The organism is Flavobacterium frigidimaris, assembly GCF_002217275.1.
GTDB lineage: Bacteria > Bacteroidota > Bacteroidia > Flavobacteriales > Flavobacteriaceae > Flavobacterium > Flavobacterium aquidurense.
The window spans coordinates 102,203-118,936 of the sequence record NZ_MUGV01000017.1; the positions used below are offsets into that span (position 1 = coordinate 102,203).

Consider the following 16,734-nt stretch of genomic DNA (forward strand, 5'->3'; position numbering starts at 1 on the left):
CAAAATAGAAAATCAATTGATGCTGGCTTTGAACATTTTAAGTTCATCCCAGGTAAATTCGTCACCGTGTTTTTCTTTCAAACCGTTCAGGGATTCTTCCTGATAAAACTCAAAAGCCTCACGTAACGCCAGGATTTTATCGTATGGCAAGACATCAGAAATATCAACTTTCTTAGCCTGAATCAATTTAATCAAATGCATTTCAACAGTTTGTACGGTTAGCTTTCGAATTCTCGCAATATCCTGAATTGAGTTTTTCTCCAGCCATAAATCATGCGTTTCTTCAACTGTAGTTTTCTTACTCGCTATTGGTTCATTTTTATCTAATTTTCTCGCTTTATAACGCACTGCAGGTTCATCGACTTTAAAAATATCAGTATTCGACATATTAAATTCCTCGCGGATCTTAGAAACCTTGTCAGTTTTATAGTTTTTAATCGCTGTAGAGGTCAATTTCTCTTTACAGATGGTTTCGCCCGCAACAACAATTTCTATTAGCAATTTGGCCTTCATTAAGCGCAAAACCGCTTTGGTTTGCAAATCGTCTAAAAGAGCCAGTTCTTCATAGAATTCTTTAACCTTCTTAAATTTCTGGATTTCAGCCATTTTATGCAAAAGATCCGTAACCAGCTTATCCATCGATTTAAAAAAATAATCATAGGCTGCCACTACCCTTTCCTGTACAAAAATTAAATCGACTGTTTCTTTACTGAAAATTTTGTTCAATTGCTGAATGAATTTCTGCGAAGGATCAACGAGCGAATCGATTATTTCTAAACGTTTGTGCGCCCAAACAGAATGTTTTGCTTTTTCTGAATTAACCGCATTTTCATTGTAACTAAAACGATGATTTCGCCATTCCTGTGCTAAATCTGTCCAATTAAAACTGTTAATCAAATAGTTATGAATAAAATTCTTAGTTTCAAAGTGCAATGAATTTTTCAGGACTTCTTCTGTCGCTTTATTCAAAGCATAGTCCATTACATCCTGATCATTCGAAATGCCATTCATTTGTAACGGAGAAAGCAAAATAAGACCATTTAAAGACGTTAAACGCGATAATGCTACATAGGCCTGCCCGGGAACAAAAACTTGCGATACGTCAAGCGCAGCTTTCTCAAAAGTCAGTCCCTGGCTTTTATGCACCGTGATGGCCCACGCCAATTTTAGTGGATAATGTGCAAATGTGCCCAAAACTTCTTCTTCTATCTCTTTTGTGAGCTCATTTACTTTGTAACGAATGTTTTTCCATTCGTACTTCTCCACTTCTATGGTTTTGTTCTCTTCCGGAAAATGAACAAAAATTTCTTCGGGAGAAAGGGATTTGATAACACCCATTTTTCCGTTGAAATAGCGTTTTTCAAAAGACAAATCATTCTTGACAAACATAACTTGCGCTCCAATCTTCAGCTTCAGGTTTTCTTCCACCGGAAAAATTTTCTCGGGAAAATCTCCCACTACAAAAGGCTGATAAGCATACTCATTTCCAGCTAAATCGCCAATCGCCTGCTCGTTCATCGAATCAGCTTTCGCGTTATGTGTGGTCAAGGTTATATAACCCGGATTGTTTTTTAAGTCGAAGTCCGGTTTTACATATTCATTTAAAATCTGAATATCCTGTGGTGTAATCTGATTGTTTCGAAGATTATTCAAAACCGAAATAAATTTATCATCACTCTGACGATAAATCTTAGATAATTCAATGTATAAAGGCGGATTTTGCTGAATTACATGCGAATGAAAAAAGAATTTTCCTTTGTAATAATTTCTCAATGTTCGCCATTCTTCATCGCGAATTACAGGAGGCAATTGCAATAAATCTCCAATAAAAAGTACCTGAACACCTCCAAAAGCACGTGTATTTCGGCGTACTGTCTGCATCATAAAGTCAATCGCGTCAAGCAAATCGGCACGTAACATACTCACTTCATCAATAATCAGCAACTCCATGTTTTTGATTACGTTACGCTTTAAATTATTCATTTTGAAATGCCTGCGTAATGATTCTTTATTCTCAAATTTTACCGTTTCAGTAAACTGTGAACTCTCTTCATAAGTTGGTAAAAAAGCCGAAAATGGCAATTGAAACATCGAATGAATAGTCACACCGCCTGCATTTAGTGCGGCAATACCAGTTGGGGCCACAACAACAGTATTTTTGTGTGTAGTCGCAATGATTTCGCGCAAAAGAGTCGTCTTTCCTGTTCCGGCTTTACCAGTCAGAAAGATAGATTTTTGCGTTTGATTAATGAATTGTAAGGTGTAAGCAGCAGCTTCTGAAACGTTTTGCATTGGGCGTATATTGAATTACCAAAAGTATCGCCTTTTTATAAAAGAAAAAACCTAAATCTTTGCAGATTTAGGTTTTTAAATTACTTAGTTTGTTTGGTATTATTTTTTAGCTTCTTCTTTAGCCGGAGCTTCCGTTTTAGGCTCAGCTTTATATTTATCGTTCAAAGCTTTAATGATATCTTTTGTGATGTCATATTTCTCTTCAGCATATAAAATTGATGCTGCATCTCCTGTACCGTAGATATAAGAATAACCGTTTTTCTTACCGTAATCTTTGATGAATTTTTTAACTCCGCTGATTAGAGAATCCATTTCGACACCGCTTTCTTGTTGCAATTGTTGAGATAATGCTTGTTGAGCATAACCCAATTGTTGCTCTCTTTTTTGCAATTCAGCACCTCTTTGTTGCGCCCACGCCTGTCCATTAGCTTGTGCCTGACCTTGAAAACTAGCAGCGTCTTGTTTAAAACGAGTAATTTCGGCTTGTAGCTGTCTTCCTTTTTCTTCTGCCTGAGCTTTGTATTTTGCTTCAAGATCTTTTGCTTCAGTGTACTCCTTCATTAAAACCGAAGTATCAACGTAAGCTGTTTTTACTTCCTTAACCTCTGTTGCTTTATTACACGAAACAACCAAAATTGAAAGTGCGATAATTACTAATGCTTTTTTCATTTTCTAAATTTCTATTTTTTTTAATGTATTGAAGACAAAAATATAAAAAAATAAATAGCACCAACATAAAGTTTAAAAAATGCTATAATTTTATGATATTGTTTTTATTTATGGAAAGAAAAATGTCAATAATTCGACACTATTAAAACCGGCTTTAATAGCTTTCATTAGAAACGTTTTCTCAAAAAAGATATAAATTCCCCTAGTTAAAGGTAAAAAAACAGCAGAAACACGCTTAAATTGCGTTTTACCTGTTTTTTATAACGTAAATGTGGGATGAATACTCTTTTGTACTGCTCGCTTTTAAATTTGATTTTAATCCGACGAAAAAAGCCTTGATATAATTCATTTTTCCGGTTTTATATTTTTCAGATAATAAACTCACATAAAAAGAATCAAATTTCATCGGAAGCACTTTTTCTAACTTCATATCTTCTTTTTCAAAAAGCGACTGAATAGCTTTTTTTGAAAAATGCCAAAAATGAATTGGAACATCATAAGCTGCCCAAAATGCAGCATAATGTTTTGCGTCGTACGATTTAAAATTTGGAACCGCAACAATTAATGTTCCAGTTGGTTTTAGCAAACGCTTCAATTCCTTAATTTGAAGTTCTAAATTCGGAACGTGTTCTAAAACATGCCACATTGTAATTACGTCAAAAGAATTATTTTCTAGTGCGTCAATTTCGTTCACAAAAGAAATTCCTTTTTGGATCGCAATATTTTTTGCCCGCTCACTTGGTTCCACTCCAACCGTTTCCCAACCGTCATTTTTTGCTGTTAACAAAAAATCTCCGGTTCCGGCACCAATATCCAAAATCCTTCCTTTATGAGGCTGTTGAGAATTGATTAAATTCAGTTTATTCTTCAGCGCAATATTTTTTACAAAATGATACGCTTTTTCAAATAACGAACGTTTGTTATCGGTGTGCGAAATATAATCTTCACTTTCGTAATATCTTCCAAGATTTTCTAAAGCAGGTTGAGGAGATGTAATTAACATGTCTAAAGTTTCATCATGATACAACTCGAAAATTTCTTTTGAAACTGAATGGTCTTTTACAGTAAGAAAATGTTTTTTGTTTAAAACGTCCATTTTATAATTAGTAGGTATTTGGTTTATTTTTAGGGTTTATTTTTTTATATGTTCTTTAGTGTCCAATTTATTTTTACACCCGACATCTTTTCATTTTCAATTCTTATTGCTGTCAAAATTGTAAAACCGTTTTTCATATAAAACGGCATTGGAGATCGATAATATTTTGCATTCTGTTTCACTTCATCTTCATGATCAATAACCCAACCATTCAAACTAGTATTGTTCTTTTTTAATTCATTTATCAAAAGAGAACCATTTCCTTTGCCTTGTATCTGATGGTCCAAAATTATAGCAAACCAATCTTCGCCTTCTCTCAAAAAAGTAAATGCCCAGCCATTAATTTTATTTGAATCATCAAACAGCAAATAATGTTTTGTATTTGAAAGTCCGTTTAAGTACAATTCAAAATCTTCGCTATCTTCTAAATGCAATCTCGTTGGATACTCTTCGTTCCAAAGTTCACGCAAAACTTCTTTTTCTTCCAAAGACAGAATTTCCTTTTCTACAATCTTCATATAACGAAATTTTAGATTTACAGAATTTAGATTTTAGATTACTGAAATAGTTTCACGTGGAACAATTAGTTTTTGTTCCAAGTTTTTCTTGTTTCAAGTTTCACATTAAATCCTCAAACTAAAACTCCCTCCCAGTTTCGCGTTCCAACAACCTGAAATCTGAAATAGATCAAGACGCACTAAAGTGCGTCTCTACCTTTATCTTCCCATATAAATCAAAAGCACAGAAATATCACTCGGAGAAACTCCGCTGATTCTTGAAGCTTGTGAAATGGTTACAGGACGAATTCTGCTCAATTTTTGTTTTGCTTCAATTGACATCGATTTGATTTTATCATAATCGAAATTCTCCGGAATTTTCACTTCTTCTAAACGAGTTAGTTTATCAGCGTTATTTCTTTCCTTTTCGATATAACCGGAATATTTGACCTGGATTTCGGCTTGCTCCAAAATTTCCTGATCAACATCATTTGCTTCTATATATTCTTTTACTTTATCAAACTTCATCATGTCCTCCAAATCAATTTGCGGACGAGAGAATACTTTGAACATTTTATCACCTTGTGTAATTGGAGCAGTTTCTTTTGCTTCTAAAATTGGATTCGTTTCCGCAACCGAAACACTTGTTTCTTTGAAGAACGCAACCATCTTTTCAGATTCGTTTAATTTCTTTTCCATTCTGCGCAAACGAGCTTCAGATGCCAAACCAATTTCACGTGACATTGGTGTCAATCTGAAATCGGCATTATCCTGACGCAACAATGTTCTGTATTCTGCTCTAGACGTAAACATACGATAAGGTTCTTCTGTTCCTTTCGTAATTAAGTCGTCAATCAATACTCCAATATAAGCTTCATCACGTTTTAAAATTAACGGCGCTTTTTCGTGCACTTTTAAATGCGCATTTATTCCGGCCATCAATCCTTGAGAAGCTGCCTCTTCATATCCTGTCGTTCCATTAATCTGTCCGGCAAAATACAAACCTTCGACTAACTTCGTTTCCAAAGTATGTTTTAATTGTGTCGGCGGAAAATAGTCGTATTCGATTGCATAACCTGGACGAAAGAATTTCACTTTCTCAAATCCTGCAACTGAACTTAAAGCTTTAAATTGAATATCCTCCGGAAGCGAAGTCGAAAATCCGTTCACATAAACTTCACAAGTATTCCATCCTTCCGGTTCAACAAAAAGTTGGTGACGCTCCTTATCAGCGAAACGATTTATTTTATCTTCTATCGACGGACAATATCTCGGCCCAAGACTTTTGATTCTTCCGTTGAACATTGGCGAACGATCAAAACCTTCTCTCAAAATATCATGAACATCCAAAGACGTATATGTCATGTGACAAGATCTTTGATGTGTCAATGGAGTTGTCAAATCAGAATAAGAAAACTTATCCGGCTTAGCATCTCCTTTTTCTTCGTTCATTTTCGAATAATCTAAAGAACGACCATCAACACGTGGCGGCGTTCCAGTTTTCATTCTTCCAGATTCAAAACCTGCTTTAACCAAATCTTCTGTTATTCCGGTCGCGGCACTTTCACCCGCTCTTCCTCCTCCGAATTGTTTTTCTCCAATATGAATCAAACCATTCAAAAAAGTTCCGTTTGTCAAGACAACAGATTTAGATCGAATCTCCACTCCCAAAGAAGTTCTAATTCCTTTTATCTTTCCGTCTTCGATAATCAAACCTTTTACCATCTCTTGGTAGAAATCCAAATTTGGAGTTCCCTCCAACATCATTCTCCATTCTTCGGCAAAACGCATTCGATCACTCTGAACTCTCGGTGACCACATTGCAGGTCCTTTCGATTTATTCAACATTTTAAACTGAATTGCGGTTCGGTCTGAAACAATTCCAGAGTACCCTCCAAGCGCATCAATCTCACGCACAATTTGTCCTTTTGCAATTCCACCCATCGCCGGGTTGCAAGACATCTGTGCAATGTTCTGTAGGCTCATTGTAACCAATAAGGTTTTCGATCCCAAATTTGCGGCCGCTGCCGCGGCTTCAGATCCAGCATGACCTGCACCAACCACTATAACATCGTATTCTTCTAAAAACATTTTATTTTCTATTCTCTGGGAAACCGGTTAAGTTGGCTCTCAGAATTAAATTCTTTATTCTTTTGTTCCACGTGGAACGTATTAAAAGTTTCAAGTTTCAGGTTTCAAGTTTCAGGTTCCCGCTTTACAGAAAGTTCCACGTGGAACATCCGCAGATTTTTTCTCCAAAACTTCAATTCAAAACTTCATTTTCAAATGTTCCACGTGAAACGTTTAAAATTTCATTTTCAAAATTAAACGTGTTTCACATGGAACGTTCAGGTATCTTTATTGTTAAAATCAAACATGTTTCACATGGAACAACTAACTCGTTTTAATAAGTTGAAACTTGAAACCGAAAAAACCTGAAACAAAACCCCTCTATTGTTCCACGTGAAACATTGCGATTTTTTCATCTTCTTTTGAGCGCATCAACTCAGCGTCTTTATCTGATTTATCTTTATAACCACAGTAATGTAATATACCGTGCGCCAAAACACGTTTTAATTCTTCTTCAAAAGAAACATTAAAATCTTTTGCATTGTCTTCAACTCTTTCAACAGAAACAAATATATCTCCGTTTAGTTCGTTGCCAACTGTGTAATCAAAACTGATAATATCTGTTAGCGTATCGTGATCCAGATATTCTACATTTATCTTATGAAGATATTCGTCGTCACAAAAAATGTAATTTATCTCTCCTTCGTTTTTATTCTCAGAAACGATTACAGCACTTAACCAATCAGAAAAGGCTTGTTCATTATCTAATGTGAATTGGGTTTCGTAATTAAAATTGATCATTTTGTATTAAAATATTCTTGAACCTTTTGATTAAAATTCGAGCGCAAAGGTAGTGATTGTCTGTTTAAAATCTCTACACTGTTTAAATATTCCAAAAGCGAACTTGGTAAAGCATTCGAACGATTAGAAAATTCAGCTTTGTTTGTTTCAGATTGACGCTTCGTATCTTGACCTTGTTGCTGAACTGCGTTGTTTAATTTTAATAATTCCTGCTGAATATTTAAAATTCTTTGAAGGTTTTCATTCTTAAAACCTTTGTTCAAAAGTTGCTTTTCAGATTGTTTCATTTGGTCAATTACAGATTTCCCCTGAGAATCTAAACCCTGTTTTGCTAATTCCTTTTGCAAAGCTTCACGAAGTTTTACCTGCTCTTTATAGATTTCCATAATTGCTTCAGCGTCTCCTTCTCCATCATTACCTTCTTTATTCTCATTTCCCTTTCCACCAGATTGATTTCCTTTTCCATCTTTACCTTTACCATCTTTACCCTGACCTTGTTGTTTGCCTTCTCCATTTTGACCTTGACCTTGTTGCCCTTCTCCAGGTTTATTTCCTTCTTTCATTCCCTGCTTCATTTTATCACCCAGACCTTTTTGTTTTTGAATTATATCCGGTAGTTGCATTCCTTGTCCGTCTCCTGGTTTTGGTTTTCCAGATCCAGGTTTAGACATTGACATCTGCATGTTGTTTAATAAATCACTTAAAAAGTCAGCTAATTTATTGGCAGATGAAACTGCATATTGCTGATGCGAAACTCCTTTTGGAACCTGAACGTCGGTCAAAGATTCAATAGCTTTATCAACATTATATTGTACGTTGCCAATTTCCTTTGTTACATCTTCAGCTACTTTTGGGTTTCTTAATGACAAAGCAAACAAACTATCATCAACATGTTTGAATTGTTGTTTCAAATTCTGCTGTACTTTAATGTTTTTCGTATAAGCCGAAGAACCTAATTTCATCGATTTAAATTGTTTCATTACATCTTCCTGCGATAAAGAATAAGCTAAAAGATTATCCAGAACCTGACGAAGCATTGCAACATCTTCTTCCAATTGTTCCTGATCACCACCTTCCATACTCGACTGCATTTGTTGTGCTATGCTTTTCATTTTTTGAGCAGCACTTTTTTGTTTTGGCTTAGCCGAAGAAGTATTCTTTTTTGCTAATTCTTCAGCAGCTTTTTGCAAATCAGAATCAACATCTTTTTCTTTTGAAGCATCAGCAGGAATATCCAATGGTGCTTTTAATGTTTTATTTTCTTCTTTTAAATCCTTTAAATCTTCCTGAATTTTATCAAAAGATTTATTAATTTCGTCTTGTTTGTCTTTTGTGTTTTCACTTTCTTTATTAGAAAGCTTTTCTTGTTGATCTGCCAGCTTATTTAATTTTTCTGCTACCTGATCCGCTTTCTTCTCCACATAAAAACGTTTAGTTAATTCGACTAATTGTTCCAGATTACGAGATTGGTTCTTACTGATCTGTTTGAACTTTTCCATTTTATCAAACAGATCTTCACTATTCAGTTTGTCGTTTAGGTTCTTTAGTTCCTCTAAAAGTTTTTGGTTTTTCTCCAAATCTTTCTCTGCATTATCTAAACGCTTTTGTAAATCTTCAGCCGTTTTGTCTTTCTTTTCGTCTTTGAATTTATCCAAATTCTGGTTCATTTTCTCAGCAAACTGTTTCATCAATTCGTCTTGTTGTTTTTGACGTTTGATAAAATCATTTACTTTTTGCTGATCTTTAAATTCTAAATTATCCTTTTCTTTTCCAGTTTGCTGAATCTTATCGATCTCAGAAATCTGTTTGGTTTGATTCTTCAAAGATTTCTCCAAACTATTTATATTCTGATTTTGCTGTTGCAATTCCATATCCTGAACTTCATCTGTAGTAGCAACTCTGTCTGAAAAAACAGAAGACTTTGTACTCTTAAAATGATGAGGCGCATCATTATCAAAAACCTCAAAATAGTATTCATAAGATACTCCTTCTTCTACAGCAAGATTACTTGGAAAGTTAAAAACGAATTGATCAAATACGGCTTGCTTTACAGGAATGGTTCCACGCTTTGCCGTGTTTGGTTTGTTACGTTCGTAGTATACAATCTGTAATTTTGACAATCCATAATCATCACCCAATCTTCCTAAGACATAATTCTTATCTAACTTTAAACTGTCTGGTGCAGGCGAAACGGTAATCGTTGGATGCTGATCTTTGATAACGGACAGCTGATAATCCAGTTTCTCGTAGTTTTTAACCTTATTATTCGAAGTAAGAATTTGATATTCTGTGTTTTGACTGATATTTTTAGCCAATTTAAACTCATTTTCAGCTTTATTAAACTTAAAAATCGCATTTTCATCTTTCCAAACAATCTCTTGGGTCGATTGTGTATTCATTTTCCAGGTTACTAAAGTTCCTTCTGGTACAATTGCATTTCCAGTTCCCTGAATGGTTTCTGATTTCTTTTTTATATAAGATGGAAAATTCAGCACCATTTCGAAGTTGGCAATGGATGGGACTGTAATCACTTTTAATTCATATTCGTCTGATGAAACCGAATTTCCTTCAAAAGAAAATTGAACATTATCAACTGGTTTTTCAATCTTGAATTCAAACTTTCCTGGCTGAGATGATTCCATAAAATAACTTTCATCTCCTATATGAATCATCACATTCTCCGGAACAACTTTCCCAACCGATTCCATTTTGACAACGAAATCTTTGTTTTGTTCTGTTTGTAAATTCGAATTTAAAACTACAAATTTGAAAGGAGCTGGCGGTAAAAAGGTAGCATTGAAATGTACTACTCTATTTAAACTTTGAGAAATAATATTGCTGTTTCCAGAAATATAAAACACGGCAAAAAGCAAAATTGGAATCAAAGCCAATGGCAAATATTTTTTGTTTGCTTTAAAATTAATAGCATTCCCAAACGGAATTGGTTGCAATGAATTTGCTTTTTGTTCTATCGAAGCCAACATTAATTCTGAACTTTCTGCTGCATTTTCAGAAGATGATAATTGTAAAAAGTTCGTCAGCTTATCGCTTACTTCTGTAAAGTGGTTTCCAATAATTTTAGAAGCCTGATTATAATCAATTCCCTTTTGAAGTTTGAATAACCTGAAAATTGGAAATAAGATAAATCGGAACAAAAGGAAAACTTCTACTCCAATAAACATCCAAAATAAAACGGTTCTTCCTACTGGTTTTAACCAAAGGAAATACTCAATAAAAAGCGTAAATAGAAAATACAATAATCCAAAACCAATAAAAAGAAGTCCTCCTTTTATCAATTCATTTGTGTAATATTTCTTTATAAAAGCTTCTAACTTTTGATATATAGCAGATGTCGTTTTCAAAATAAAATCTCTTTTGATTATAACCCATAAAAGTAGTAATTATAACGATAAGTCTGAAAGTCAAAAGCCGAAAGTCAAAAGTTCAATACGCAACAAAAAACCTTTCAGACTTTCGACTTTTGACTTTTGACTAATGTTGTATCTTTGCATCAAAATTTAAACAAATGTCAAAGCAAGTTCGCGTGCGTTTTGCACCAAGTCCAACAGGACCATTACATATTGGCGGAGTTCGTACTGCCCTATTTAATTATTTATTTGCCAAAAAAAACAATGGTGTTTTCTACTTAAGAATTGAGGATACAGATCAGACTCGTTTTGTTCCTGGTGCCGAAACTTATATTATGGAAGCATTAGAATGGTTAGGAATTGCTCCTGAAGAAACCGTTGGGAAAAATGAAAAATTTGGTCCGTACAGACAAAGTGATCGTAAGGAATTGTACCAACAATATGCTGATCAATTGATCAATTCGGGTTGGGCCTATTATGCTTTTGATACTCCGGAAGCTTTAGATGCTTTAAGAAAAGAACAAGAAGCAGAAGGAAAAACATTTATTTACAACCATACAATTCGTGAAAAGTTAGATACCTCTTTGCTAATTTCTGCAGAAGATGTTGCTAAAAGAATTGCTAATGGAGAACATTATGTAATCCGTTTTAAAACTCCGGTTGATGAAACTTTACATTTAAAAGATATCATTCGTGGTGATGTAAAATTTGAAACCAGTTTACTTGACGATAAAGTATTATTCAAAAGTGATGGTATGCCAACATATCATTTGGCTAATATTGTGGATGATCATTTGATGGAAACTTCACATGTTATTCGTGGAGAAGAATGGTTGCCATCGATGCCACTTCACGTTTTATTGTACAGAGCTTTTGGCTGGGATGCTCCGGAATTTGCACATTTACCTTTGATTCTAAAACCTATTGGAAACGGAAAATTATCAAAAAGAGATGGTGACAAATTAGGTTTTCCTGTGTTTCCATTAGAATGGAAAACAGAAGAAGGTGTTTCTTCTGGTTATAGAGAAAAAGGATTTTTCCCGGAAGCCGTTATAAACTTCCTTGCTTTATTAGGTTGGAATGACGGAACGGATAAAGAATTATTTTCTTTAGAAGAATTAGTAGAATCTTTTGACCTGAACAGGGTTCATAAATCGGGAGCAAAATTTGATCCGGAGAAAAATAAATGGTTCAATCACCAATATTTAATTAAACAAAATGACGCTGATTTAGCGAAAGACTTCACTCCTATTTTAGTTGAAAAAGGTGTTGATATTTCTAAATACGATGTTACAAGAATTGTTTCTTTGATTAAAGAAAGAGCACATTTTGTTTCTGAATTTTGGAATTTAACTGATTTCTTTTTCCAGGCTCCAACATCTTATGATGAAAAAGCAAGTAAAAACTGGAAGGAAGAGACACCTGCTCTAATGCAGGAATTGATTTCGACTCTTGAATATATTGATGGTTTTGATTCTGCAAATATCGAAGCAATCGTAAAAGATTGGTTAACTAAAAATGAAATTGGAATGGGAAAAGTAATGCAGCCTTTCCGTTTGAGTTTGGTTGGCGCTTTAAAAGGTCCTCACCTATTTGACATTGTTGAAATCATCGGAAAAGAAGAAACTATTTCGAGAATTCAGAAAGCGATAGCTACTTTATAAAAACAAAAAAGCTCCCAATTTGGGAGCTTTTTTTTAGTCTTTAAATAAAAGAACTTTATAACTTTCCTTATTATCTGTTTGAACTAACCAAATTCCCTGATCAGAAAAAACAGTATCATAATACAATTTCTTTCCTTCTTTTGATACACCTTTTACATAATTCAAAAGAGTTGGGTTTGCAATCATGGCTACAAAAGTCATTTGAGAGAAAACTTTATTTTTAAAATCATCACTAACATAACTGTTGTTCACAAAAGCTTTACTCTTTAAATTGCTTGTATTATTATTATATTCAATAAAATTAATTTTAGAAATAGTTCCCGTTTCTTTATTTACAATTGCTGAATTAGAAAATTCAGTAAATGAATTGACAGACAAAGTAAAAATTAAATCATTTTTATACTCTAACAGATTTACTTGCAATAAAGAAGTTTGGTGAATTCTTTCGAAAAAATCTTTACTTTCAATCTTGTTTAAAGATTCCCATAATTTTTTTCCGTCTTTGTCAAACTTAAATACATAAAACCCTTTTGGGTTAGCACCACCACCTATTTCTTTTGTAGCTTTTTCGCTAAAAATTCCAAAAACATAAATATCACCACTTTTTCTATCTTCAAAATAGTGATTAACAGACAATGTCCCTAAAGTTACAGTAACAGTAGTGAAAGGATTACCAGGGTTAGCAGGTGTAGTATTAAAATCTTTAGGTCCTCCACTATTATCAGATGTAACAAAAAAATTATCTTTAAGTTTTAAGGTCAAAGGCAATTCTTTTATTTTCTTACCTTGAAAATCATACGTTGTTTTGTATATTATAGTCGTTTGAAAATCTGAAGAAACAGACTTTGTAATAATATCAAAGTTTTCATTACCATTCAATTTACAATTGAAAGAAGTCTTAGGATCTTGTTCTGCAAATGAATCGCCTTTCAACAAAGATAAATCTGGCTTATCTAACTTAATCCTTTTTCTTGCATTGGTTTTAATTTCAACAGTTTCTAAATAAATATCATCTTTTTCAAAATCAATTTTATCTTTCTGCTTTTGATTTGTAAAGCCAAAATCATAAGTGTCATTAAAAGAAGCATCAAATGGTAAATTAGGCCATCTACTTGTAACAGCGCATAATACATTATCATAATCGTAACGGCCAAAATAACTAGTATTTAAATTATCCAGTGCATCATGACTTACAATATGTGAAGTGTTATTCTGAAAAAATTTATAATTTGCTTTCATTGAAAATTTTGTAGCATCATAAGCTTTATAAGTGTTCTCTGTTACAGAAAATGTCGGGCTTACTAATTTTTCTTTGTCAAATAAAATTGTTTTCTTTCCATCCACATCAAAGCTCATAGCATTTGTTACTATATAAGAAAGTGTCATGGTAATTCCAAAACCTTTGTAAACAACAAATTTTTTAGAATTAGGAAGATATTGAAACGTAACAGGTTCATTCTCATCTTCAAATTTTTCGTCAACAATTACAGTCTGCGCTGACATACAAACAGAAGAAAATAGGATAATACTTAAAAGTATTTTTTTCATAAATTTTGTCTTTTGGTTAATTTGAAATCAAAAGTAGAATAAAAATTAACAAATAAAATCTTCTAAAGGAACAATTGATTAAATCTTATTATATAATTTGTATTTTTATAAAAATCTAAATTAATATCACCATGGGTACAGCATTTATTATTTTAATAGTCTTCGGATTATTTATTTTAATGTCTTCATTTTTTACCGTAAAACAACAATCATCTGTTGTAATCGAACGATTTGGTAAATTTTTAAGCGTTAGAAATTCAGGTTTACAGCTTAAAATTCCGATCGTCGACAGAATTGCCGGACGTGTAAATCTTAAGATTCAACAGTTAGATGTTATCATTGAAACCAAAACAAAAGACAATGTTTTCATCAAAATGAAGGTTTCAGTTCAGTTTAAAGTGATTCAGGAAAAAGTGTATGATGCATTTTATAAACTAGAATATCCACACGATCAGATTACAGCTTATGTGTTTGATGTTGTTCGTGCCGAAGTTCCTAAACTAAAATTGGATGATGTTTTTGAAAGAAAAGATGATATTGCCATTGCAGTAAAAAGAGAATTGAATGAAGCAATGACAACTTACGGATATGATATTATCAATACCTTAGTTACTGATATTGACCCAGATATCCAGGTAAAAAATGCGATGAACAGAATTAACGCGGCCGACAGAGAAAAAACAGCTGCCGAATTTGAAGCCGAAAGTTCCAGAATCAGAATCGTGGCAAAAGCAAAAGCTGAGGCTGAAAGTAAACGATTGCAAGGTCAGGGTATTGCAGATCAGCGTCGTGAAATTGCAAGAGGTTTGGTAGAAAGTGTTGAAATTTTAAACAGTGTTGGAATCAATTCTCAAGAAGCTTCTGCCTTGATTGTTGTAACTCAACATTACGATACACTACAAGCAATTGGTGCTGATGCCAATTCAAACTTAATATTATTACCTAATTCTCCACAAGCCGGCAGTGACATGCTGAATAATATGGTTGCGTCATTTTCAGCATCAAATCAAGTAGGTGAAATGATGAAAAAGAATAATAAGAAAATAGCGAAACCAAAACCTATCGAACCACAACATGGTTATGAAGATGACATTCAGCCAGAAACCAAAGAATAATAAAAAACGAAAAAGAGGCTTAATTGCCTCTTTTTCTATTAATAAACCAATTGATTATGTGGGGTAAAATCCTCTGCAAAATTCTAGGGTAATTGTTTGAAAAATAATCTTTATAAGAAGAAAAGAATCCATTTACAATTTTCTGCGGTGTAATTCCTTCCTTGGTTCTTTGAAAACTTAAAACTAATTTCTGATAATTAATCTCTTTTTCTAGTTTTAAAATTTCTAAATCTCTTTCGATTTCAGCATATGATGAGTATTTCTTCGGTTCCATAATTACTTAATCATTAAAAAAGATTTCTGAAAATTTCTCTAAAATCGGACCTTCAACAAATTTATCTTTTACAAAGAAAAGTAAAATCGTTGCTAGTAAGTACATCCCTCCTACTGATAAAAATCCTAAAGTATAACTTCCGAACATCGTGCTAAAAGCAAAAGCTGCGGCTATTGATCCAAAAAGCAAAACCATACTAAAGCACAATAAAATCAAAGTAAACTTAAAAATCAAGGTTGTTGATTTCATTGCAACCTTAAAACCCCAAAGTTTATAATAAGCTAAGTGACTGTCCAAATATACTTTAGCCTGATCCTGAATGTTTTCAGTATTCTCTTTCAACTCCTCAAAAGCCATAGTTGTAATTTAAATTAAAAAAAGAAGCACAAAAATTACATCTAAAAGTAATCAATTTTTGCGCTTCTTGTATTTATTATTTTTGAAGTTTAGCGTTCTGTGCTTTTAAATCGGCTAATTTAGATTCTAAGAACGTAATTACTTCTTCTGTTTTGTGGCTTACATTCGAAAGCAATTCATCAAAAGTACCATCAAGACCTTGAGTAGCTCCAGTGAATTTTTCACGAAGAACTTCAGAACTTGCTGATAATGAATCTTTCAAATTATGTGCTGCATCATCTACACCTTCTTTCAATTTCGCACGGGTTTTTGATCCTTTATCCGGAGCAAATAAAATCCCGATTGCTGCACCTGCAGCGGCTCCAGCTAATATTGCCGCAATAGTATTTAAGTTCTTTGACATAATAATAAATTTTAAATGATTAATAAAGGTACTGTTTTTTTGAATTATAAGATATTGATTAAATGATATTTACTATAATTTAACAATACAATTAATACATGTAAGCAACTGCTTCGTATTTCCCGTCATTTTCAACTATGCTTACAAACGGATAACCTTTTGAAGCCGACTGCGTTTTGATTCTTAAAGCAGTTTGGTTTTGATTTGCAATTGGCGGTTCTCCTTTTGTCTTCGTCGATATTCCAGAAAAATTAGCTACTTGTTTTAAACCTATTGTCTTTTCCTGAGGTAAAACTGTTACCATTTTGTAATCTGATTTTGAATCTACTACTACTCTATCAGATATTTTTTTAGTTTGATTCGTTTGTTTATTGGTAATTTTTGAAACAGCGTACTTTGTAATTTTATGTTCTTCCGAACTTCCGTTAAAAGAATAATGAATTAAATCATTTTCATGTTTGATAAAATTGACATCCAATTCTTCTCCATTGTGTTTTGAAATTTGATGTGTTTGAGAAATTGCAATGTTTGCAAATAAAATAGCCAGAGTAAAAAATACATTTTTCATGATAATTAAATT

At 33.2% G+C, this 16,734-nt stretch carries 14 protein-coding genes; 2 read left to right on the top strand and 12 right to left on the bottom strand.

Annotated elements, in window-relative coordinates; genetic code table 11:
• Window positions 1-12: 12 nt before the first annotated feature.
• The 7 genes from B0A65_RS10525 to B0A65_RS10555 form a co-directional block, all read right to left on the bottom strand.
• Window positions 13-2,292 carry a helix-turn-helix domain-containing protein gene (locus B0A65_RS10525; protein WP_074660145.1) on the bottom strand — a complete coding sequence of 760 codons (2,280 nt, stop codon included), beginning with the start codon at window positions 2,290-2,292 and terminating at the stop codon, window positions 13-15.
• A 99-nt stretch (window positions 2,293-2,391) separates the two neighbouring features.
• A complete protein-coding gene (locus B0A65_RS10530; protein WP_074660144.1) occupies window positions 2,392-2,961 on the bottom strand; it encodes an OmpH family outer membrane protein in 570 nt (189 codons plus the stop codon).
• A gap of 247 nt (window positions 2,962-3,208) precedes the next feature.
• Complete coding sequence (locus B0A65_RS10535; RefSeq protein ID WP_074660143.1) at window positions 3,209-4,057, bottom strand: class I SAM-dependent methyltransferase; 849 nt, start codon at window positions 4,055-4,057, stop codon at window positions 3,209-3,211.
• A gap of 44 nt (window positions 4,058-4,101) precedes the next feature.
• Entirely contained in the window at window positions 4,102-4,575 is a 474-nt protein-coding gene (locus B0A65_RS10540) for an N-acetyltransferase (RefSeq protein ID WP_074660142.1), read from the bottom strand.
• Window positions 4,576-4,773: 198 nt separating this feature from the next.
• The gene (gene mnmG / locus B0A65_RS10545; protein WP_074660141.1) at window positions 4,774-6,645 is read right to left on the bottom strand and encodes a tRNA uridine-5-carboxymethylaminomethyl(34) synthesis enzyme MnmG; all 1,872 of its coding nucleotides are present in this window, start codon (window positions 6,643-6,645) and stop codon (window positions 4,774-4,776) included.
• Between the two features lie 360 nt (window positions 6,646-7,005).
• Entirely contained in the window at window positions 7,006-7,425 is a 420-nt protein-coding gene (gene ybeY, locus B0A65_RS10550) for an rRNA maturation RNase YbeY (protein ID WP_074660140.1), read from the bottom strand.
• Window positions 7,422-10,787: a DUF4175 family protein gene (locus B0A65_RS10555; protein WP_074660139.1), complete on the bottom strand. Its 3,366-nt coding sequence runs from the start codon at window positions 10,785-10,787 to the stop codon at window positions 7,422-7,424. The genes ybeY and B0A65_RS10555 overlap by 4 nt, the downstream gene beginning before the upstream one ends.
• Before the next feature lie 164 nt (window positions 10,788-10,951).
• On the opposite strand from B0A65_RS10555, the gene gltX reads away from it, so the two are divergent.
• Window positions 10,952-12,457 carry a glutamate--tRNA ligase gene (gene gltX, locus B0A65_RS10560; protein ID WP_074660138.1) on the top strand — a complete coding sequence of 502 codons (1,506 nt, stop codon included), beginning with the start codon at window positions 10,952-10,954 and terminating at the stop codon, window positions 12,455-12,457.
• Between the two features lie 33 nt (window positions 12,458-12,490).
• Here gltX and B0A65_RS10565 read toward each other — a convergent pair whose 3' ends face one another.
• Window positions 12,491-14,005 (bottom strand): hypothetical protein, encoded by a 1,515-nt coding sequence (locus tag B0A65_RS10565; RefSeq protein WP_123890314.1) that lies wholly within the window; start codon window positions 14,003-14,005, stop codon window positions 12,491-12,493.
• A gap of 131 nt (window positions 14,006-14,136) precedes the next feature.
• On the opposite strand from B0A65_RS10565, the gene B0A65_RS10570 reads away from it, so the two are divergent.
• Window positions 14,137-15,120 carry an SPFH domain-containing protein gene (locus B0A65_RS10570; protein ID WP_074660136.1) on the top strand — a complete coding sequence of 328 codons (984 nt, stop codon included), beginning with the start codon at window positions 14,137-14,139 and terminating at the stop codon, window positions 15,118-15,120.
• 19 nt (window positions 15,121-15,139) lie between these two features.
• Here B0A65_RS10570 and B0A65_RS10575 read toward each other — a convergent pair whose 3' ends face one another.
• The 4 genes from B0A65_RS10575 to B0A65_RS10590 all read right to left on the bottom strand — a co-directional run.
• Window positions 15,140-15,394: a DUF6327 family protein gene (locus B0A65_RS10575; protein ID WP_074660135.1), complete on the bottom strand. Its 255-nt coding sequence runs from the start codon at window positions 15,392-15,394 to the stop codon at window positions 15,140-15,142.
• A gap of 6 nt (window positions 15,395-15,400) precedes the next feature.
• Window positions 15,401-15,751, bottom strand: coding sequence for a competence protein (locus B0A65_RS10580; protein ID WP_074660134.1), 351 nt, complete (start codon window positions 15,749-15,751; stop codon window positions 15,401-15,403).
• A gap of 76 nt (window positions 15,752-15,827) precedes the next feature.
• On the bottom strand, window positions 15,828-16,154 hold the full coding sequence (locus tag B0A65_RS10585) for a YtxH domain-containing protein (protein WP_074660133.1): 327 nt from the start codon (window positions 16,152-16,154) through the stop codon (window positions 15,828-15,830).
• Between the two features lie 91 nt (window positions 16,155-16,245).
• The coding region (locus B0A65_RS10590) for a hypothetical protein (protein WP_242670264.1) at window positions 16,246-16,734 on the bottom strand (489 nt) is incomplete at its 5' end.

Bases quoted from the DNA above. Each gene is read 5' to 3' on its own strand.
- B0A65_RS10525 (WP_074660145.1), bottom strand. From the start codon at position 2,292: ATGCAAAACGTTTCAGAAGCTGCTGCTTACACCTTACAATTCATTAAT.
- B0A65_RS10530 (WP_074660144.1), bottom strand. From the start codon at position 2,961: ATGAAAAAAGCATTAGTAATTATCGCACTTTCAATTTTGGTTGTTTCG.
- B0A65_RS10535 (WP_074660143.1), bottom strand. From the start codon at position 4,057: ATGGACGTTTTAAACAAAAAACATTTTCTTACTGTAAAAGACCATTCA.
- B0A65_RS10540 (WP_074660142.1), bottom strand. From the start codon at position 4,575: ATGAAGATTGTAGAAAAGGAAATTCTGTCTTTGGAAGAAAAAGAAGTT.
- mnmG (WP_074660141.1), bottom strand. From the start codon at position 6,645: ATGTTTTTAGAAGAATACGATGTTATAGTGGTTGGTGCAGGTCATGCT.
- ybeY (WP_074660140.1), bottom strand. From the start codon at position 7,425: ATGATCAATTTTAATTACGAAACCCAATTCACATTAGATAATGAACAA.
- gltX (WP_074660138.1), top strand. From the start codon at position 10,952: ATGTCAAAGCAAGTTCGCGTGCGTTTTGCACCAAGTCCAACAGGACCA.
- B0A65_RS10565 (WP_123890314.1), bottom strand. From the start codon at position 14,005: ATGAAAAAAATACTTTTAAGTATTATCCTATTTTCTTCTGTTTGTATG.
- B0A65_RS10570 (WP_074660136.1), top strand. From the start codon at position 14,137: ATGGGTACAGCATTTATTATTTTAATAGTCTTCGGATTATTTATTTTA.
- B0A65_RS10575 (WP_074660135.1), bottom strand. From the start codon at position 15,394: ATGGAACCGAAGAAATACTCATCATATGCTGAAATCGAAAGAGATTTA.
- B0A65_RS10580 (WP_074660134.1), bottom strand. From the start codon at position 15,751: ATGGCTTTTGAGGAGTTGAAAGAGAATACTGAAAACATTCAGGATCAG.
- B0A65_RS10585 (WP_074660133.1), bottom strand. From the start codon at position 16,154: ATGTCAAAGAACTTAAATACTATTGCGGCAATATTAGCTGGAGCCGCT.